Raw genomic sequence first — 21,386 nt, 5'->3', positions numbered from 1 at the left:
GTTTAATCCTCTTGTTTTCTAAAAGATTTGAATGGGTAGCCCTCGTCGGACAGTCCCCAGTTAACGAATTCAATCACGTTGAGACGCATGCCATGTACGACACCGCTCATGATGCAAAGGGAAAAGTTGAGTATGTGTCCCAGCAGCAGAATCAGGCCGCTGAACAGCACGCCAATGACCGGACTGGAATCCAGGGCGTCCATAGCCAGGGTGTTGAAGGTCATTGCCAGGGAGGCACCGGAAAGACCCAAGGCAAACAGACGCATGTAACTCAGCACGTCACCGAAAGCGGAGGTGATGTTATAAATACCTTTCAGGCCGTCCAGACCTCTGAGGCAAAGACTGCCGATGGAGCGAACCGGACGGGTGCTGGTAAACAGGAACACCAGTAAAGCACCTGTGATCAGCCCGGCAGGTCCAACCTTGTCGGCAAAAACAGTCGGCAGAGTACCAGTCGTGCCCAGCCACATTGACAAACCCGAGGCCATAATAATTGCCCAGCCAACCGGGGCGAGCGCATGACTGCTACCCCGGTTGACCACTGCCGTCATGATGTTGGCAATGATCAAATGTGTCACACCGACAAAGACCGACAGTTTCATCATGGCACTGTAGTTGTTCAGGTTGATGACGGCCAGATGACCGAGAATCCCCCCCGATTCTGGTGCCACACCAAAGTAACTGCCAATCAGAACACCCCAGACAACGCCGGCCGCTGACATGAAGTAAGCCAGATTCATCAGGCGTGAACCGGCCTCGGTTTTTTTCAGGTTCTTGCGGAACATGAACACGATGCCACCAAACAGCAGGCTGTACATGGCGTCACTCATGATCATGGCGAAGAACAGTGAAAACGAGTAAAAGACCAGATTGCCCGGGTCCCAGGTACGATAGTTGGGTGTCTGGAAGAAGCCCAATGCATCTGAGCCACCGCCAATGCTGTCGGATTTTGCCAGCAGGGTAGGCGGATTGTCTTCTTCAGAGGGCTCCTCGAAGATCGCCGCAACGCCGTTTTCCAGACAAAAAGCCTCCACCGCTTTTTTCTCCGATACCGCTACCCAGCCCTGAACCAGGAAGAAAGTTCCCTCATCCTGAGTGCCACTGCTGGCTTCTTCCAGGGCAGCCTGGTCCAATCTGGCTGCCACCGTCTGACCCAGCAGATAGTGCCAGCGGGTCAGAGCTTCACGCTCTGCCAGCAGTTCTTCCAGCAGATGCTCAGACTCTTCCAGTTCCGTTTCAAGTCTGGAAAGAGGCACCATACCTACATGGGAGCGTGGTACTGGCAGCAGGTCTTCTGCCGGTTCACTGGTAGAAATGACAATCACATAGGCCTGGCGATGGTCCCTGTGAATTTCCTCCCAGGGCAGGTCATCTTCCTTCAGGACTTCGGAGAGAGCCTCCATTTCACCCAAAGGAACGACATAAAACCAGAAGCGCTGGCCATTCAGGTCGGACAGGCTGGGCAAGCTGAACTCTCCCCACTGACGAACTTCACGGATTCGCTCAACCAGTTTGTCACGGGCATCGGACACTTCCCGAACAGAGGTCTTGTTGTCCAGAACCTCGGCAACGACCTGATCAATGCAGACATGGTTTTTGTCTTTGAGCTGTCGACGTGTTCGTGGTGAGCGCTCCAGCCAGGCTATAGCTTCACTGGCCTGTGCCGGTTGCATGCGCAGGCTCTGATCCACGTTGTTATCGGACAGTGGAATCAGGTGCATGCATCCCAGAGTCTGGAGTCCCTGAAGAATCCGGCTTTTGTCTTCTCCGGGCCCGTATAGGGTAATTTTATTCAGCCGTTTAATGGCCATTGACGTCTGCCTCCAGTGATTCCAGTTCACGGGCTCTGGCCAACCTGGCTTCCTGAGCCAGCACTTTACCCTTGGAGAGCTTGGCGTTCATGACGTTGGCACGATCCTGGTCAGACAGGTAGATCTGGATTTTCTGGATACTCTTGCGGGTTTGCGGAATCAGTACCTTGGAAAACAGATTTACCCTTTGGGATGTTGTCCGGGTGGCCTTGTCGAGCTCTTTATGACGCAGCTCGCGCACCTGGTACTCAATGCGCAGACGCACCATCTGCTGAAGCAGTTCAACCAGAAAGTCGACCCAGACTGGCTTGGCCAGGTCACTGTAGGCTTTCAGGCTAATGGCGATGTTCTCTACCCTGGGTACTGCCGTACCCACGATATTCTCATCGATCAATTTGACTCTGGTTACCTTGACCAATCCTTCCAGAGGCACATCTTCCCGGGCCAGCATCGGGAGCTGTTCCCTGACCAGACGCTCAACGTCCGCCAGATGAGACCGGGTTTCTGCCAGCGCCTCTTCAGCCTTTTTCCGTTCAACCATCAACTGTTGGCGCTTCAATTCCAGTGCCGGCAGATAACGGTTGTAGGTTTTGAGGCTGCGTTTTTCTTTGTTCAGCGAGCTTTTATTGAGGGCTACCTTGGCCATGGTTTAAGCCTCTGTTGCAGCTGTTTCCGAGCCAGACTTTTCAGTGGCCCCGGCGGATTCTCTGGCTTCGTCAAGACCAGGCCAGTACTTGTCCAGCAGGGTCTGTTTGAGCAGGGTTTCTTCGGGTTCAAAACATTCAGCCAGTGTCTGCCAGCAAAGATCCAGGGCTTCTTCCAGACCCATCCGGGCTTCAAGAACCATGAAGCGACTTTTGAATTTTTCACCGAAGGCGATCGCTTTCAGGTCGTAGCTGGACAATTCAAAGGCCATGGCCTGTTTCTGCTGGGCATTCACAGAGTCGGAGTAGAAACGGATCATGGTGTTCATGATGTGAGCATGGTCGTCGCGGGTTTCTTTGCCCTGAATCATCTGTTTCAAACGGGACAGAGAACCGAATGGATCAATGACGCCATTGTGCAGGTAGAACTGACCTTCGGTGATGTAACCGGTGTTATCCGGCACCGGGTGAGTGACATCGTTGCCCGGCATGGTGGTTACCGCGAGGATGGTGACAGAGCCTGCACCCTTGTAATCACAGGCTTTTTCATAACGCTTGGCCAGCTGGGAGTAGAGGTCACCCATGTAACCCCGGTTAGCCGGGATCTTGTCCATTGCTACGCCGATCTCTTTCATGGCGTCAGCGTAGGAGGTCATATCGGTTAGCAGAACCAGAACCTTCTTGCTTTCGTTCACGGCAAAGTGCTCTGCCACTGCCAGCGCCATATCAGGCGTCAGAAGACGTTCAACGGTCGGATCAGAGGCCTGGTTGGTAAACATGACGGTTCGGGAAGATACACCGGCTTCTTCAAAGGTTGTACGGAAGAAGTGGTAATCGTCGAAGATCAGGCCCATGCCAGCAAACACGACCACGTCAGCTTCAGCCTGAATGGCAATACGGGCGAGGAACCGGTTGTAAGGTTCACCGGCCACCGAGAAAATGGGGATCTTCTGTGATTCAACCAGGGTGTTGAATACGTCAATCATTGGAACATTGGTTCGTACCATTCTTGACGCCAGTACACGACGGACTGGGTTTACCGACGGGCCGTCAATTTCAACCTTGGGGTCTTGCTCCAGAGCCGGACCACCATCAATAGGTTCACCGGCACCGTTAAAAATGCGGCCCAGGATGTTGGGAGAATAGGTGGCTTTCATAGGCTCGCCCAGGAAGCAGACGGAGGCATCAGTAGAGAGACCCTTGGTGCCGGCAAATACCTGCAGGGAAACTTCTTCGTGATCAATCTTGATGATCTGGGCCAGGGAATAAACCTGTCCGTTTTGTTCGATCATCGCCAGATCGCCATAGCTGGCCCGGGAATTGCCTGCCGTCAGGTTAGGCACTTGAACGCGAATCAAGTCACCAACAATGCTGAGAATGTTGGTGTATCGCAATAGACTCTGGGGCATTTCTGCTCCTCTATACGGCTTGGGAACTGAAAAATCAGGACGATTGACCGGAAAGCCGGAACTTAATCACCATGTGCCTCTCTTAACCTAAAAAAAGAAACTCATGGTCATGGCGGTTCAGGTCAGGATCAAAGGGCCTCTGGTTAATCATAAGTTATCTGTCGCCTATAAACTTGAGGGGCTGGCGATCAGATACTACCGGGCTGCAGAAGGTTTTGGAGTGATAGCTCCGCAGTCTCTGCAGCAGCCGGGTTGCATTGCAAAATTTACTCAATAGTAGACAATTCCGGACGTTTCAGTCTCGAGACTTTGTCAGGTTCACTCTTGGCACAATAAATATCTCTCTTCGATTACCGTCGTTTTGCTCTGACCGGTCAGGCTCCTAGGAGCCTGACCGAGAATAGACTGCCCTACTGCGGCGGCAGAAAATTGGTCTGAAAATCCGCTTTTGTTCGTCAAATAGCTCGCTATTCTCCTCACAAAACCGAATTTTCATCCTCAATTTTCTGCCGTCCTCGCTACGGGCGCTATTCTCGGTCAGCCTCCTAGTGTAGCCACCATAACGGCCTTGATGGTGTGCATACGGTTTTCTGCCTGATCAAAAACGATGGAGTGTTCAGACTCAAAAACATCTTCCGTTACTTCCAGGCCCGACATGCCGTATTTACTGGCAATCTCAAGGCCAATAGTCGTTTCATCGTTATGAAAAGCAGGCAGGCAATGCAGGAATCGGGCGTCAGGATTGCCCGTTTTTTCAAGCATAGAGGCATTCACCTGATAGGGCGTCATCAGACGTACACGCTCATCCCAGGCCGCTACCGGTTCACCCATGGAGACCCAGACATCGGTATAGATAAAGTCACATTCATGCACCGCTTCTTCTACGGACTGTGTGACGGTGATTCTGGCTCCTGATTTTTCTGCTAATGGCTGGCAGCGTTCGAGCAGTTCCTGGGCAGGGGTATAACCTTCTGGTGCGGCAATTCTGAAGTCAACGCCCATTTTGGCACAACCTACCAGAAGTGAGTTCGCCACATTATTCCGGCCATCGCCTGCATAACAAAGCTTAAGTTTGTTCAGGGGGCGCCCTTTGCCATGTTCCAGCATAGTCAGAAAATCTGCCAGAATCTGAGTCGGGTGCCAGTCATCGGTCAGGCCATTCCAAACCGGGACGCCTGAGTATTCTGCCAGTTCTTCAACATGCTGCTGGGAGTGGCCACGAAACTCAATGCCGTCGTACATTCTTCCCAGAACCCTGGCAGTGTCTTTCACAGATTCTTTACTGCCCATCTGTGAGCCACCGGAAATGTAAGTCACATTGGCACCCTGATCAAAGCTGGCTACTTCAAAGGCACAGCGGGTTCGGGTGGACGCTTTTTCAAAAATCAATGCGATGTTGCGACCCTCAAGAAAACGGGGCTCGTTACCGCTTTTTTTGGCCTGCTTCAGCTGCGCTGACAGATCGAGCAGCGAAGCAATATCCTCTTTAGTGAAATCAAGCAGTTTCAGGAAATGGTGGTTGGGCAGTCTGAAATCCATCGTTTTACTCTTGCTTTTTGGTAGGCGCATGGTTACATGCTAAATGCACTGGTCGTATCTTCCGGTGGCACTCCAGACGTAAAGGTACACGATTCCGGGAGGCAATAGAGTATATGCGCAAAAACCGGATGACACTACGTAGAATTACTATTAATGTTGCTGCTCAAAGTAGATAAGGCTCTCGTAATCAGTAAGTACTTACGTTATGTTTTTCATCTAAAGGATTAAAACCCAAGAGCTTCTATTTCTTCACGAGCAATATTGCGCACCACAAAATGCAAACTACCGCTATGTGCTAAAGAGTAGGAGGTCGTTATTTCCGCGAAGGAGGCTGTCGCAAAGGCGGGAATCATTCAGCTCGAGTTAACAAGCTTGCAGTCATACCTGCTGGCGAGTAAACACTCACTCTTTTATATCAAGGTTCGTTACGAAATTGTCCCCTTCAGAGATCGTGTCGTCACCAGAATATACGCAACTAAACCCTCAGTTCTTCAGGCTTTTTTCAGTCTTGGTTACTCTTTGGAAGCTCGTACCTTGTCAAGGGCATCAAATTCGATGCATCGCCAGTATCCGTTTTTTTCTGTCGGTACACGGAAGGGGTCGACAGATCGTGCTCTTGAGAACCATTTATTCCATTCTTGATCACTGGCCCCCATCATCCTGAGACAATGGGCTTTTTGCGAATAAGCTCCAGCATTTGGAGGGTAATTTTTTATGACGGATTCCACAAACTCAAGCGCCTTGTTAAGGTTATCTTTTCCTGCCGCCGCGCCATCTTTGCTTATCTGCTTACAAGCCAGAGCATAATAGTGGATCGAGGTCGCCAGCAATGTGTTGGCACTTTTCGGATACCCGGCAATCATTTCCATAAACCCTACTTGCCCAATGAATAATTTAAACAGTGCCGATTCACATTCATCCGAACGATATCTTGTATAGCAATGCTGAAGCAGTCTTATAGCCGGTTCCGTTTTGCCAGCCGTTTGCCAGAGTCGCGCCAGAGCCAGGTCAATGTCATGATGCCCGGAAGGTTGCCACAGGCTCTCTTCACTATTATCGGGGTGTTTGCCAGTCATGTTCAGCAGCAGTCTTTCAGCCAGTTCATATTTGCCAAGCGACTGCCAGAGTCGCACCAGAGCCAGGTCAATTTCATAATGCCCAAAGGGCTTGCAAAGGACTTCTTCACCGGCATCAGGGTGCTTGCCAGTCATGTTCAGCAGCAGCCTTTCAGCCCACGCAAATTTGCTTCTTCCCTGCCAGTGTCGTACCAGAGTCAGGTCAATTTCGTGGTGCCCGCAGGGCAGGCACAGAGACAGCTCACTGGCATTGGGGTGCTTGCCGCTCATATTCAGCAGCAGTCTTTCAGCCAGTTCATGCTTCTCCATTACCTGCCAGTGTCGCACCAGAGTCAGGTCAGTGTCATAATTCCCACAGAGCTTGCAGAGGGCCTCGACACTGGCATCAGGATGCTTGCCACTCATGTTCAGCAGGAGTCTTTCAGTCATTTTATATTTGCCCATCAGCTGCCAGTGCCGCGCCAGACAGAGGTTGACATCATGATAAGCACAGGGCTTACACAGGGCATCCTCGGTGTCATCGGGGCGTTTGTTGCTCATGTTTAACAGCAGCTTTTCAGTCAATTGATGTTTGCCCATTATCTGCCAGTGTCGCGACAGGCAAAGGTTAATGTCATGGTGCTCACAGGGAGTACAAAGGATTTCCTCAGAGGCATTGAGGGGCTTGCCACTCATTTGCAGCAGCAGACTTTCAGCCGGTTTATGCTCACCCTTACACTGCCAGAGTCTTACCAGAGAAATATTGACGGTATGAAGGTATTTACTTAGTTTCTTTATGGTGCGAGGAAACGTCGATAACCGCAGCTTTTCAGTCAGCTCTGACTTTAAGTTCTGAAGTAGCGGTTCAACCAGCTCATATTTGTACAACAGCTGCCACTGCCTGGTCAGGCAAATATCAACTTCGTAATTGCGGGAAGGTTTGCACAGCGTCTGCACATTAGCATTGGGCTTTTTGTTACTGAGAGCTAAAAGTCGTGCTTCAGCGTGGAGGTTTCTTCCAAGTAGCTGTTCACAGCGGCTCAGGGTTAGATCAAGGTTATGAATGGTTGACGCCCCGTACTCAGTGAAGGTTCCGGTCAATCTGAGTTCTTCCAGAAGATAACAGGCCTCTTTCAGCTTTTCGTAGGTTTGTTCTTTCAACGATCTTGCAAGCCCTATGACTGAGCTTTGGTAGTGGAATTCACCCAGTACGGCCCTGCCATTTTGTATGATCCTTCGGAACATTCTTTCAACATTGATAAAATTTTTTTCTTTTATTAGTTCATCGAAAGCGCTATCGATCTGTTTTTGAATAGCTTCAGGACAACGGGCATTCGCCCTTGTTTGAAACTCCCGGGGAAAGCGCGATTGGAATACAGTTGTTTGCCGGTTCCTGATATTGGAGGGTCTGTTCCAATGTTCCCAGGCACACTGAGCAGGTTGATTAAACACTAAAGCTTTCGGGTCTATGGCAGATGGACGCTTTGTTGCATTATGGTCAGAACCTGAGGCACGATGCTGTAAAGGTTGCGATATTGTTCCGGTCGCAGTGCTGATTGTTGGTGGTAATCCGTAATTCATAGCAATCTAATCTCTCTGGCTATGCCTCTGAATCTGATGGGCATAAAGGTTCATGTTTATTTACTTGCTCTTTGTGGCTTAACACCTTCTGAAGAGCAGCAGATTCGCAGCTTCGCCAGGACGTATTTTTATTCTTATGTGTCCGGCTGGAGTCAAGTAAGCTGGCTTTATTGAAACAGGCCCGCCATACCTCCTCACTGGCGCCCATCATTCTGAGACAGTGGGCTTTTTGTGAATGAGCGCTTGCATTCAGGGGGTACTTCTCCAAAACTGATTCAACATATTGAAGAGCTTTATTGAGATTATCCTTTCCTGACTTCAGGTCATCATTGATGATCTGTTCACAAGCCAGATTGAAATAATGGATCGAGGTTACCAGCAATGTGTTGGCACTTTCAGGATAATGGCTAATCATCTCCATAAATCCTGTTTGCCCGGCGTACAGACATAACAGAGATAATTGAAATTCATCCGAATGATAAAATTTGCTGCAACGCCAGAGCAGTCTTTCAGCCAGTTCATTTTTGCCCGTCACCTGCCAGATGCATGCCAGGGCCAGGTCAATGTCATGTTGCCCAGAGGGCTTGCACAGGATGTCTTCACTGTCATGGGGGTTCCTGCCACTGATGTTCAACAGCAGCTTTTCAGTCAGTGTATGTTTGCCTATTACCTCCCAGTGTCTTGCCAGAGCGAGGTCAGTGTTATGATGCGCACAAGGTTTGCATAGGTTTTCTTCACTGTCATCGGGATGCTTGTTGCTCATGTTTAGCAGCAACTTTCCGGTCATTTCATGTTTGTCCATCTCTTGCCAGAGTATTGCCAGAGCCAAATTAATCTCATGCTGTGGACAGGGCTTACACAGGCTTTCTTCGCTGCCATCAGGGTGCTTGCCACTCATGTTCAGCAGCAGTCTTTCAGTGCGTTCAGATTTGCCCATCATCTGCCAGACGCGCGCCAGAGCCAGGTCAATGTCACGATGCTCAGAGGGGCTGCACAGTACCTCCTCACTGGCATTGGGATGTTTAACAATCATGCTAAGCAGCAGGTTTTCAGCCCATTCATATTTACCCGTCAATTGCCAGTTTCGAGCCAGAGCCAGGTTTACGGTATGGAGATAGCTGTGCCGTTTTTGTGAAGTGACAGCGGACCGGTTTGAATGCAGCTCTGTAAACAGTGCTTTTCCCATGTTCATCAGAAGTGCTTCAGTCAGCGTGTTTTTTTTCATCAACTGCCACAGTCGGGCATTAGTAATATCTGCGTCAAAATTGCCAGAAGGCGTGCACAGTGCCTGAACATCGGCATCGGACTTCAGGTTCCTCAGCGCTATAAGTCGTGTTTCAGCTTCAAGGTATTTTCCCAGTACCTGTTCACATCGGCTCAGGGTCAGATCAAGGTGATGGATGGTCGAAGCCCTGAACTCGGTAAACGATCCAGTCAACCTGAGTTTTTCCAGAAGAGAGCAGGCTTCCAGCTGTTTTTTTCGGGTTTGCTCTTTTAGCGACCTTGCAAGCCCTATGGTAGCGTTCTGGTAGTCAAATGTGCTTAGTATCTGCTGGTTTTCGTTTAAAATGTTCCGGAATGCTGTTTCTGCATCGATGAATTTTCGTTTTGTCAGTTCTTTGAATGCATCATTGATTCTGCCTTTAATATCCGCAGAGTCTTTTGGCTCGGTCCATTGCGAAAGTGTCTGGGGTATAAGCGTTTGGCATGCCGCTGCCTGTCGGTCTTTAATGTCTGAAAGTTTGACCGAATGCTCATGAACACGCTGAGCATGCGGAATAAATACTGAAGCTTCAGGGTTTAAGGTGTATTTGCTTTTTGTTGTCGAACGGGTTGTTGTCGAACAGGTTGTTGTCGAACTGGCGGCAGCAGCCGAACCAACGGCAGCGCTCGAATGGGCTGCGTTGCTCTTGACTGGCGGTAATCCGTAACTCATAGCAATCAAACTCTGCTGAAAAACTATGCTCTTGGACAGTTAATGGAGATAAAAGTTCATCTTGATCCATTCAGTCTGTGACGTCCCTTATCTTCTGGAGGGCAGCTGATTCCATGATTCGCCAGCAGTCGTTTTTGTCCTTCACTGCACGAAAGGGTTCAAGGAATGTTGATTTTAGGAACAGCTCCCGCCATACAGGCTCTGCTGCACCCATCATTCTCAGGCAGTGTGCTTTTTGCGAAAAAGCGCCTGCACTCGGAGGGTACTTCTCCAATGCTGATTCAACAAGCGCAAGAGCCTTGTTAAGGTTATCGTCTCCTGACTTCGGGCCATCCTTTATTATTTGCCGACAAGCCAGATTGAAATAGTGTAAGGAAGCTGCCAGCAGTTTATTGGCGCTGTCCGGATACAGGGCCATCCTTTCTATAAACACTGATTGTCCAATCGATAAACACAACAGTGCTGATGCACATTCATCCGAACGATACAAGGCGAAGCAACGACTAAGCAGTTTTTCTGCTGACTCATAGTTGCCAGCCTTTTGCCAGGTTCGAGCCAGGGCCAGGTCGAGCTCTTGATTCCCGGAAGGTCTGAACAAGTTGTCCTCACTGTCATTGATGGACTTGCCGCTCATACTCAGCAGCAGTCTTTCACTCCGTTCATGATTACCCGTGACTTGCCAGAGTATTGCCAGCGCCAGATCAATAGCATTTCTGCCAGTGGTCTTGCACAGATTCTCCTCACTGTCGGCGGGGCACTTACCACTCATGTTCAGCAGCAGTTTTTCAGCCAGTTCTTGTTTGCCGATCAGCTGCCAGTGTCGCACCAGAGTCAGATCAATATTACAATGCCCACTGGGCTGGCACAGGGTCTCCTCGTCGTCACCGGGATTCATGCCAGTCATGTTTAGCAGCAGTCTTTCAGCTCGTTCATGTTGGCCTGATATCTGCCAGTGTCGCACCAGAGCCATGTCAGTGTAATAATTCCCACAAGGCTTGCACAGGATCTCCTCACTGTTATCGAGACGCTTGCCACTCATCTTCAGCAGCAGCCTTTCAGTCCGTTTATCTTGGCTCATTATCTGCCAGAGTCGTGCCAGAGCCAGATAAAAATCATATTTTCCAGAGGGCTTTAACGGGATATCCTCACCGTTATCAGGGTGCTTGCCAATCAGGTTCAGCAGCAGTCTTTCAGCCCGTTCGTATTGACCCATCAATTCCCAGAGTAGTGCCAGAGCCAGATCAATATCATTTTTTCCAGAGGGCCTGCAGAGGATCTCCTCACTGTCATCGGGGTGCTTGCGAGTCATGCACAGCAGCATGCTTTCAGCCCATTTGTATTTGCCCATTACCTGCCAGTGTCTTGCCAGAGCGAGATTTACGGTATGAAGGTTTCTACGCAGTGCCTTGACAGTGGGAGCTAGTGAGGTCAATTGCAACCGGGACATCAGCTTTGCTCTCAGTTTTATCAGCAGTGTTTCAGCCAGTGTGTGCTTTTCCATAAGCTGCCATAGTCGTTCATTAGCAATATCAGCGTCAAAATTGTCAGAAGGTTCACACAGGGACAGCTCATCGGCATCAGGCTTTTTGTTTCTCAGTCTCGAAAGTCGTTTTTCAGCATCAATATACTGTCCCAGCGCCTCTTCACATCGGCTCAAGGTCAGGTCAAGGTTATGAATGGTCGAGGCCCCGAAGTCATTGAGCGGTGCTTTCGACCTGAGTTCTTCCAGACAAGAGCAGGCCTCTTTCTGTTTTGAGTAGGTTTGCTCTTTTAGAGACCTTGCAAGTCCAATGACTAAGTTCTGGTGCTCGAATGTACTTAAGCTGCTCTCGTTTTTGTCCAGGATGAGCCGGAAAGCTGCTTCTGCATCTATGAATTTTTTATTTGTCAGTGCTTCGAAAGCCTTGTTGATCGCTTCTGTAATGGCATCAGGACAGGAAACATTCGTCCTTTGCTGAAATGTCCGGGAAGCAAAGGTTTCATCTGCAGTGACCCGCCTGCCAGAAATAGTTGGGAGCCTGTTGGAACGATCATCAATACGTTGAACGCGTTCAGCACGTGGAATGAACACTGGAGCTTCAGGGTTAAGGTTAGAGGTATGCTCTGAACCTGTCGCACGATTCTGTGACGGTTGTGATGTCGTATTGCTTGTGGCGCTGGCTGTTGCTGTAAATCCGTAACTCATGGCAATCAAAACTTCCGGGAAAACTAGGCTCTTGGACAGTTAACGGATATTAAAGTTCCTTGTGATCCATTTGCGCTTTGAGCCCCTGCAGCTTCTGAAGAGCAGTAGCTTCGTTTCTTCGCCAAAACTCAGTTTTACGCACATGCCCACGGTTGATGGCGAGGGAAGTGGCTTTTTTGAAGTATTTCTTCCATTCCTCAACGGTGGCACCCATCATTCTGAGACAATGCGCTTTTTGTGAAAGACCGGCCGCACTGGTGGGGTACTTTTCCAGGAGTGATTCCACAGTCTCAAGGGCTTTACTCAGGTTTTTATTTCCTGACTCCGGTTCATCATTTGTTATCTGTCCACAAGCCAGAGTGAAATAATGGATTGAAGTGGCCAGCAATCTACTTTCACCTTCCGGATAGCGGCTAACCAGTTCCATAAATCCCGGTTGCTCGCAAGATGAGACCAGGAGTGTGAGCTGACACTCCTTGGATTGATATAACTCACTGCAATTTTTAATCAGCCTCTCTGCCAGCCAATGTTTGTCAATCATCTCCCAGACGCGAACCAGAGCCAGATCAATGTCATGACGTCCGCAAGGTTTGCAGAGAATGTCCTCACTGGCATCGGGATGCTTGCCACTCACCTTCAGCAGTAGCTTCTCAGCGAGATGATATTTTTTTGTTGTCTGCCAATATCTCACCAGGGCCAGATCGACAGCATCATGGCCAGAGGGTTGGCACAGAATATCCTCACTGGCATCGGGATGCTTGTTACTCATGTTCAGCAGCAGCTTTCCAGCCCGTTCGTGTTGGTCCGACTCCTGCCAGAGTATCACTAGGGACAGGTCAATCTCAGAGTGCCCGGAGGGTTTGCACAGAATTTCCTCAAGGTTATTGGGGTGTCTGCCACACATACTCAACAGCAGCCTTTCGGCCAATCTGTGTTTGCCCCCATGTTCCCAGTGATACGCCAGAGTTATGTCAATTTTGTAATGCCCACAAGCCTGGCAAAGGAGATATTCACTGGCTTTGGGGTCCTTGCCACTCAGGTTCAGTAGCAGTTTTTCAGTCAGATGATGTTTTCCTGTTACCTCCCAATTTCGTGCCTGAGTCAGATCAATATCAAGCTGTCCAGTGGGTCTGCACAGGGCGCTGTCACTGGCATTGGAGGGCTTGTTACTCATGTTCAATAGCAGTTTTTCAGCCAGGTGATTTTTGCCCGACACCACCCAGTGCACAGCCAGAGCCATGTTAATGTCATGATGCCTGCAGGGTTTGCACAGTATGTCCTCGCTTGCATTGAGGGGCTTACCGCTCATGTTCAGAAGCAGCTTTTCAACCAGTTGATATTTGCCCATTTCCTGCCAGACTATTGCCAGAGTCAGATTCACGTTGCGATTTTCACAAGGCTTGCAGAGCACCTCTACGCTGGCACCCGGGTGTTTGCCACTCATGTTCAGCAGCAGACCTTCAGCCTTTTCGTAATGGCTTTTCCCCTGCCAGAGTCGCACCAGAGCAATTTTTACGATATGGAGGTATTTATCCAGTCTTTCGGTAGTTTCAGTGGAAGTTACAGTGGATTGTCTCAACTTCAGCTCAGTTATCAGCTGTTTTTCCATGTTCAGCAGGAGTGTTTCAGCCAGTGTGTGTTTTTTCATAAGCTGCCATAGTCGTGTACTGGCGATGTCAGCGTTAAAATTGTCAGAAGGCTTGCACAGGGTCTCCTCATCGGCATCCGGCTTGATGTTTCTCAATGCTGTAAGTCGTGCATCAGCATCAGCGTAATGTCGAAGTGCCTGTTCACAGAGACTCAGGGTCAGATCAAGGTCAGGAATGGTCGAAGCCCCGTGCGCAGTGAACCTTCCCTTCAACCTGAGCTCTTTCAGAAGAGAGCAGGCTTCTTTCTGTTTTTCGTGGGTTTGCTCTTTGAGCGACCTTGCAAGTCCTATCGTCAGGTTTTTCCATTCGCGATCACTCAGTTTATTCTTGTCTTCCTTCAAGATGGTCCGAAATGCTTCTTCTGCATTGCTGAATTTTTGTTTGCTCAGCTCTTTAAAGGCGTCATTGATTTTTGCTCTTTTAACACTCTTGGGTGGTGTCGCACTATCGCTTTGCTGAAACGTTTGTAGTGAAGGGTTTTGGCTTGCCTTTGTTTGCCGGTCCCTGATATTTGATCTGTCAGGATATTGGTGACCACGTTGAGCATGCGGACAACGCGGAATAAACGTTGGAACGTTCGTGCGTGCGGAAGATTGGCTCTTTTCGGTCGCATCCCGATCTGAACCTGACGCACGATACCCTGGCGGTTGTATTGTCGAACTGTCCGTGGTGCCGGTGGTTGCTGTTAATCCGTAGCTCATAAGTCACACAACATACTTGTAAAGTTATGCCTTTGGACAGCAAACGAACAAAAAAGTTCATGCTTACCCAGGTACCTGATCAGGTAATTTTTTAGTGAGACCCCTTAACTTCTGAAGAGCAGTGGCTTCGTTGCCTCGCCAAAAATCAGTTTTACTCCTGTAGGCCCGTCCGGGATCAAGGGATTCTGCTCTGTTAAACCATTCCCTCCATTCTTGCTCACTTCTACCCAGCATTCTGAGACAATGCCCTTTTTGTGAATAAGCTCCCGAATTGACAGGGTATTTTTCCAGTGCCGATTCAACAATCTCAAGCGCCTTCATAAGGTGATCGCTGCCTGCCTTTGGGTCATCATTTGTTATATGCTTACAAGCCAGACTGAAATAATGGATTGAGGTAACCAGCAAGGTATTGGCACTTTCCGGATAGCGGCTGATCATTTCCAGAAATCCCGCTTTCCCGGCAGACAAGCCCAACAGGGTTAATTGACATTCATCCGAATGATATAACTCACAGCAACGCCTGGATAGTCTTTCAGCCTCTTCAAATTTGCCCATAACGGTCCATAGTCTTATCAAAGCCAGGTCAATCTGTTGATTCCCGGAAGGCTTGAACAGGCTGTCTTCATCGGCATTGAGGTGCTTGCCACTCATGTTCAGCAGCAGACTTTCAGACAGTTCAAATTTGTTCATATTCTGCCAGAGTCGTGCCCGGGTCAGGTCAATGTTATGATGCCCGAATGGCTTGCACAACTCTTCCGCAATAGCTCCGGGGGGCTTGCCAATCATCTTCAGCATCAGCTGTTCAGACCATTGATATTTGCCCATCATTTGCCAGAGTCTCACCCGAGCCAGGTCAATTTCCAGGTTCCCACAGGGGCTGCACAGGCTGTCTATACTGGCACCGGGATGCTTGCCAGTCATGTTCAGCAGGAGTTTTTCAGCGAGTGTATATTTGCCAACAACCTCCCAATATCGCACCAGAGTCAGATCAATCTCATGGTGCCAGCAAGGCTTGCAAAGTTCTTCCTCGCTGGCATCAGGATGCTTGCCACTCATTTTCAGCAGCAGCTTTTCAGCCAATTGATTGTTGCCTACCTGCTCCCAATACCGCATCAGAGCCAGGTCAGTCAGATAATTCCCACAGGGGGTGCAAAGGGTCTCCTCGTTGGCATCAGGGGGCTTGTTACTCATGTTCAGCAGCAGTTTTTCAGTTCGTTTATGTTTGCCGACAGTCTGCCAAAGTCGCGCCAGGGTCAGATCAAGGTCGAACTGCCCAGAGGGTTTACACAGTTCTTCTTCACTGTTATTGGGGTTCTTGCCACTCACGTTCAGCAACAGCTCTTCAGCCAATTTATATTGGCCCGTCTGCTCCCACTGTCGCACCAAAACAATATTTACGGTACGGAGTTTTTGATGCAGTTTTTCAACAGCTGCAGCGGATTGCTTCTGCTGCAGCTTTTCAGTCAGCCTTGTTTTCATATTTAGCAGGAGTGTTTCAGTCAGCGTGTGTTTTTCCACAAACTGCCAAACTCGTGTAATAGTCATATCAGCGTCAAAATCGTCAGAAGGCTCGCACAGTGCTTTCACATCGGCATCGGGCTTTTTGTTTCTCATTCTTAAAAGTCGTGTTTCTGCATCAAGGTATCGTCCCAGTGCCAGTTCACTTCGGCTCAGGGTCAGGTCAAGGTTATGAATGATCGAGGCCCCGAACTCATTGAGCGGTGCCTTCGATCTGAGCTCTTTCAGAAGGGAACATGCTTCTTCCTGTTTAGCCCGGGTTTGTTCATTCAGAGACCTGGCAAGCCCTATGTGCATCTTTTGGTAGTCGTATTGGCTCAGTATGTCCTGGTCTATGCATAAGATGGATTGAAATGCCACTTCTGCACTTCTGAATTTTTGTGTTTTCAGTGCATCGTAAGCGTCATTTATCCTTTTTACCGTATCATCAGGGTATGTTGGTTTCTCTCTCCATCGATGAAACTTCTGAAGTACATCGGTTTTGCGTTCAGTGGCTTGTCGGTCTCTGATATTTGAGGGGGTGTTCCATTGATCAGCACCCTGATTACGAGGAACAAACGGAGCGGCTTCCGGGTTTAAGGTAAATCGACGTTCTGTTGTTACAGAATCTGCATTCTGTGGCGGTTGCGGTGTCGCACTGGTCGCAGGGTTGGTGATTGGAGGTAGTCCGTAACTCATAGCAATCTAAAATGATTGGAAACTTATGCTCTTGGACGGCAAACGGGTCTGAAAGTTCACTGATATCTATCTGACCTGTGAGGCCAGCACCTTTTGAAGAGCGGTAGATTCGTTGCTTCGCCAAAAATGACTTTTAACCTTATATACCCGAGCGGGGTCAATAGCTTCTGCTCTGCCAAAGCATTCTAGCCATTCTTGCTCACTTCTGCCCTGCATTCTGAGACAATGCGCTTTTTGCGAATAAGCTGCCGCATTGGAAGGGTACTTTTCCAGTAACGATTCAAGAATCTCAAGCGACTTATTAAGGTTATCGTTTCCTGCCTCCGGACCTTCTTTTATTATCTGCTCACAAGCCAGTTTGAAATAGTGGATTGAGGTAGCCAGCAGGGTGTTGGCACTTTCCGGATAGTGACTAATCATTTCCATAAATTCGGGCCACCCGGAAGATAGGGTTAAGAGCATATACTCACATTCATTCGTCTGATACAAATCACGGCAACGCCTGAGCAGCCTTTGAGCCCATTTGTTTCTGCCTATCATTTCCCAGGAGCATACCAGAGCCAGATCAATGTCATGATGACCACAGGGTCTGCACAGGCTTTCCTCACTGTCATTGAGAGATTTGTTACAAATATTCAGCAACAGTCTTTCAGTTTGTTCAGGTTTACCCATCACCTGCCAGAGTCGCGCCCGAGCCATGTCAATATCATAATTTCCACTGGGCCCATACAGGATCTCCTCAATGTCACTGGGGTGCGTGCCAATCATGTTCAACAGCAGTTTTTCAGCTCGTTTATATTTGCCTGTATTCTGCCAGTGTCGTACCAGACTCAGATCAATGACATGCCGCCAGCAGGGCACGCACAGGATCTCTTCTCTGGCATCGGGATGCTTGCCACTCATGTTCAGCAGCAGTTTTTCAGCCAATTTATTTTTGCCGATCTGCTCCCAATATCGCACCAGAGCCAGGTCTGTTTGACCATTCCCACAGGGCTTGCAAAGGGTCTCCCTGTTGGCACCTGGATGCTTGCCACTCATGTTCAACAGCAGTCTTTCAGCTCGTTTATGTCTGCCAATTATCTGCCAGAGCCGTGCCAGAGTCAGATCAAGGTCATGATCTCCACACGACCCGCAGAGGGTCTCCTCGTTGTCATTGGGGTTCTTGCCACTTATATTCAGCAACAGTTTTTCGGCCAGCTCATTTTTGTCCATTGTTTCCCAGATTCGCACCAGAGCCAGATCAATGCTTCGCTGGCCAGTGGGTTTGCACAGAATCTCCTCAGGGTCATCGGGACGCTTGTGACTTGTTTTCAGTAGCAGCTCTTCAGACTGGTGATGTTTGTCCATCAACTGCCAGATTCGTCCCAGAGCCACATTGACGGTATCGAGGTATTTACGCAGTTTTGATGTATCAGGAATGTATGGTTTTGACTGCAGCTCGTTAATCAGCTCTGCTTGTATGTTCATCAGGAGTGCTTCAGCCAGCCTGTGTTTGCCCATAGACTGCCATAGTCGGGCATTAGTAATGTCTGCAGCATAATGGCGAGAAGGTTTGCACAGGACCTCCTCATTGGCATTGCACCTTTTCTCTCTCAGTCTCAAAAGTCGTAGTTCGGCGTCAAAGTGCCTTCCAAGTGCCTCTTCACAGAGGCTCAGGGTCAGATCAAGGTGATAAGTGGTCGAAGCCCCGAAGCTGGTGAATGTTCCATCTAACCTCAGTTCTTCCAGAATAGAGCAGGCTTCTATCTGTTTTTCGAAGGTTTGCTCTTTTAGCGATCTTGCAAGACCGATGGTTATGTTTTGCTTATCGAATGAACTCAGTATGCCCTGGTTTTTGTGTAAGATGATCCGGAATGCTTTTTCTGCCTCTGTGAAATTTTTGTTATTGAGTATTGCGAAAGCATCACTGACCTCTTCCTCAATAGCTTCAGGAGATGAGCTCTTAGTGCCCGGGTGAAAGGTCCGGGGAGTAACCCCCTGGTATTCAGAGGCCTGACGGTCTGAAAGAGTTGAGAGTATGTTCGAACGTTCTTGTACACCTTGATGAAGTCGCCTGCCTGGAATAAACGTTGGCGCTTCCGGATTTAAGGTAAGCCTGCGCCCTGTTGCTGCAGCCGCATCTGAACCTGACGCACCATACTGTGACTGTTGCGATGCCAAAGTGGTCGTTGAGTTCGAACTTGTGGTAGCACTGGTTGTTGGTAATCCGTAACTCATAGCCATTTAAACTCTCTGGAAAACATTACCCCGTCTGCCTGAAGGTGACACCTTCAGGCAGACGGGGTAGTCGTTGGACAGTCAATGGACAAAAAAGTTCATGGCTATCTACTTAACCTGTGAGGCCAGTAACTTTTGCAGAGCAGTGGTTTCGTTGCTTCGCCAAAAATCAGTTTTAACCTTATATGCCCGGCCGGGGTCGATCATTTCTGCTCTGTTAAACCATTCCCTCCATTCTTGCTCACTGCTTCCCAGCATTCTGAGACAATGCGCTTTTTGTGAATAAGCTCCCGCATTGAAAGGGTATTTTTCCAGTGCCGATTCAATAATCTCAAGTGCCTTCATCAGGTTATCGTTTCCTGACTTCGGACCTTTTTCTGCTATCTGTTCACACGCCAGGCTGAAATAATGGATCGAGGTAACCAGCAAGGTATTGGCACTTTCCGGATAGTTGCTAATCATTTCCATAAATCCTGCCTGCCCTGCAGATAAAGCTAACAGCGTATATTCACATTCATTCGTTTGATACATATCACGGCAACGCCTGAGCAGTATTTCAGCCCATTTATGTTTACCTGTCTTTGCCCAGACACATACCAGAGCCAGATCAATGTCATGATGACCAGTGGGCTTGCAGAGGCTTTCTTCACTGACATTGAGGGACTTGCTACTCATGTTTAGCAATAGCCTTTCAGTCCGTTCAGGTTTATCCATGATCTGCCAGAGTCGCGCCCGAGTCAGGTCAAGATCATTATGTCCACTGGGCTCACACAGGATCTCTTCAGTGTTATTGGGTTGCATGCCAATCATGTTCAACAACAGTCTTTCACTCAGGTGATATTTGCCCACAACCTCCCAAAATCGCACCAGAGTCAGATCAATGACATAATTCCAGCAGGGCTTGCACAGAATCTCTTCACTGGCAACGGGATGCTTCCCACTCATGTTCAACAGCAGCTTTTCAGCTAATTTATATTTGCCCGTCAGCTCCCAATGTCGAACCAGAGCCAGGTCAATTTCATGATTCCCAGTGAGCTTGCACAGTTCATCCTCGCTGGCACAAGAGTGCTTTTTACTCATGTTTAGCAGCAGCTTTTCAGCTCTTTGATGTTTGTATAACTTCTGCCAGAGTCGCACCAGAATGAGATCAGTGTCATGATGCCCAGAGGGCTTACACAGGACCTCCTCATCGTCATTGAGGTGCTTACAACTCATGTTTAACAGCAGTTTTTCAGCCAGCTTATTTTTGTCTGTCTGTTCCCAGGTTCGCACCAGAGCCAAGTCAATGCCTTGATGGCCAGTGGGCCTGCACAGAATCTCCTCACTGTCATCGGGATGCTTGCGACTCATGCTCAGCAGCAGTCTCTCAGCCCGTTCACGCTTGTCAAAATCCAGCCAGATAATAACCAGAGCCAGGTCAATGTCTTTACGATCGGAGTGCTTGCAGAGCTTGTCCTCATTGTCATCGGAGCGCTTGCCAATCATTTCGAGAAGAAGCTCTTCAGATTGTTGTTGCTTGTTCATCAACGGCCAGATCCTTCCCAGAGCCAAATTGACGGTATCAAGGTATTTACGCAATCTTGCTGCTTTAGGCGCGTATAGTGTTTTCTGCAGCTCGTTAATCAGCTCTGTCTTTATGTTCAGTAAGAGTGTTTCAGCCAGCGTGTGTTTGCCCATAGACTGCCAGAGTCGGGCATTGGAAATATCTGCGGCATAGTAGCGAGAAGACTTGCACAGCTGGTTCTCATCGGCATTGCGATTTTTTCTTCTCAGTCTCAAAAGTCGTCTTTCGGCTGCAAAGTTCCTTCCAAGTGCCTCTTCACAGCGGCTCAGGGCCAGATCAAGGTTATGAATGGTTGAAGCCCCGAACCTGGTGAATCTTCCATCTAGCCGGAGTTCTTCCAGAATAGAGCAGGCTTCTTTCCGTTTTTCGAAGGTTTGCTCTTTTAACGATTTTGCAAGACCTATGGTTATGTCCTGCTTCTCGGATGAACTCAGTAGGCCCTGGTATTTGTGTAAGATGAGTCGGAATGCTTTTTCTGCCTCTATGAAATCTTTATTATTGAATATTGCGTAAGCCTCATTGATATTTTTCTCAATAGCTTTAGAAGAGGGCCTTTTCGCCACTGGTTGAAACGTCCGGGGAGTACGCCCCCGGTATGCAGTTGCTTGCCGGCCTGAAATATTTGAGGATCTGTTCGACGGTTGATGAACATCTTTTAGAAGTTGGGCTCGCGGAGCAAGAGATTTAGCTTCCCGGTCTGAGGTAGATGGTTGTTTTTTTACCGCATCAGCATATGAACCTGACGCACAATACTGAGACGGTTGCGATGTCACAGTGCCCGGACTGGTCGTGGTGCCCGAACTCGCGGCAGCACTGGTTGTTGTTGGTAATCCGTAACTCATAGCCATTGAAACTCTCTGGAAAATGGGTACCCCGTTTGCCTGAATGTGTTGCCTGTA

11 protein-coding genes are annotated in these 21,386 nt (G+C 48.9%); all 11 read right to left on the bottom strand.

The features are described from left to right. Nucleotides 1-2: 2 nt before the first annotated feature. A complete protein-coding gene (locus ACO6VG_RS23890) occupies nt 3-1,811 on the bottom strand; it encodes a V-type ATP synthase subunit I (protein WP_422134601.1) in 1,809 nt (602 codons plus the stop codon). Beyond that, a complete protein-coding gene (locus ACO6VG_RS23885) occupies nt 1,801-2,457 on the bottom strand; it encodes a V-type ATP synthase subunit D (RefSeq protein ID WP_422451436.1) in 657 nt (218 codons plus the stop codon). Before ACO6VG_RS23885 ends, ACO6VG_RS23890 begins: the two co-directional genes overlap by 11 nt. Before the next feature lie 3 nt (nt 2,458-2,460). Beyond that, nucleotides 2,461-3,864, bottom strand: coding sequence for a V-type ATP synthase subunit B (locus tag ACO6VG_RS23880; protein WP_422475946.1), 1,404 nt, complete (start codon nt 3,862-3,864; stop codon nt 2,461-2,463). A 537-nt stretch (nt 3,865-4,401) separates the two neighbouring features. Then, nucleotides 4,402-5,403, bottom strand: a complete 1,002-nt coding sequence (gene argF / locus ACO6VG_RS23875; protein WP_422475944.1) for an ornithine carbamoyltransferase — start codon at nt 5,401-5,403, stop codon at nt 4,402-4,404. A gap of 512 nt (nt 5,404-5,915) precedes the next feature. Continuing rightward, on the bottom strand, nt 5,916-8,039 hold the full coding sequence (locus ACO6VG_RS23870; RefSeq protein ID WP_422475942.1) for a hypothetical protein: 2,124 nt from the start codon (nt 8,037-8,039) through the stop codon (nt 5,916-5,918). 19 nt (nt 8,040-8,058) lie between these two features. Then, nucleotides 8,059-9,975 carry a hypothetical protein gene (locus tag ACO6VG_RS23865; protein WP_422475940.1) on the bottom strand — a complete coding sequence of 639 codons (1,917 nt, stop codon included), beginning with the start codon at nt 9,973-9,975 and terminating at the stop codon, nt 8,059-8,061. 70 nt (nt 9,976-10,045) lie between these two features. After that, nucleotides 10,046-12,160 (bottom strand): hypothetical protein, encoded by a 2,115-nt coding sequence (locus ACO6VG_RS23860; protein WP_422411087.1) that lies wholly within the window; start codon nt 12,158-12,160, stop codon nt 10,046-10,048. Between the two features lie 49 nt (nt 12,161-12,209). Then, complete coding sequence (locus ACO6VG_RS23855) at nt 12,210-14,510, bottom strand: hypothetical protein (RefSeq protein WP_422134594.1); 2,301 nt, start codon at nt 14,508-14,510, stop codon at nt 12,210-12,212. A gap of 63 nt (nt 14,511-14,573) precedes the next feature. Further along, entirely contained in the window at nt 14,574-16,706 is a 2,133-nt protein-coding gene (locus tag ACO6VG_RS23850; protein WP_422475938.1) for a tetratricopeptide repeat protein, read from the bottom strand. A 66-nt stretch (nt 16,707-16,772) separates the two neighbouring features. Continuing rightward, on the bottom strand, nt 16,773-18,923 hold the full coding sequence (locus ACO6VG_RS23845; protein WP_422475936.1) for a tetratricopeptide repeat protein: 2,151 nt from the start codon (nt 18,921-18,923) through the stop codon (nt 16,773-16,775). 108 nt (nt 18,924-19,031) lie between these two features. Then, nucleotides 19,032-21,329, bottom strand: a complete 2,298-nt coding sequence (locus ACO6VG_RS23840; RefSeq protein ID WP_422134591.1) for a hypothetical protein — start codon at nt 21,327-21,329, stop codon at nt 19,032-19,034. Between the last annotated feature and the right edge of the window lie 57 nt (nt 21,330-21,386).

Origin of the sequence: Endozoicomonas sp. ALB032 (genome assembly GCF_049310125.1) — a bacterium.
Taxonomy (GTDB): domain Bacteria; phylum Pseudomonadota; class Gammaproteobacteria; order Pseudomonadales; family Endozoicomonadaceae; genus Endozoicomonas_A.
This window is presented reverse-complemented; position numbering and strand designations above follow the sequence as displayed.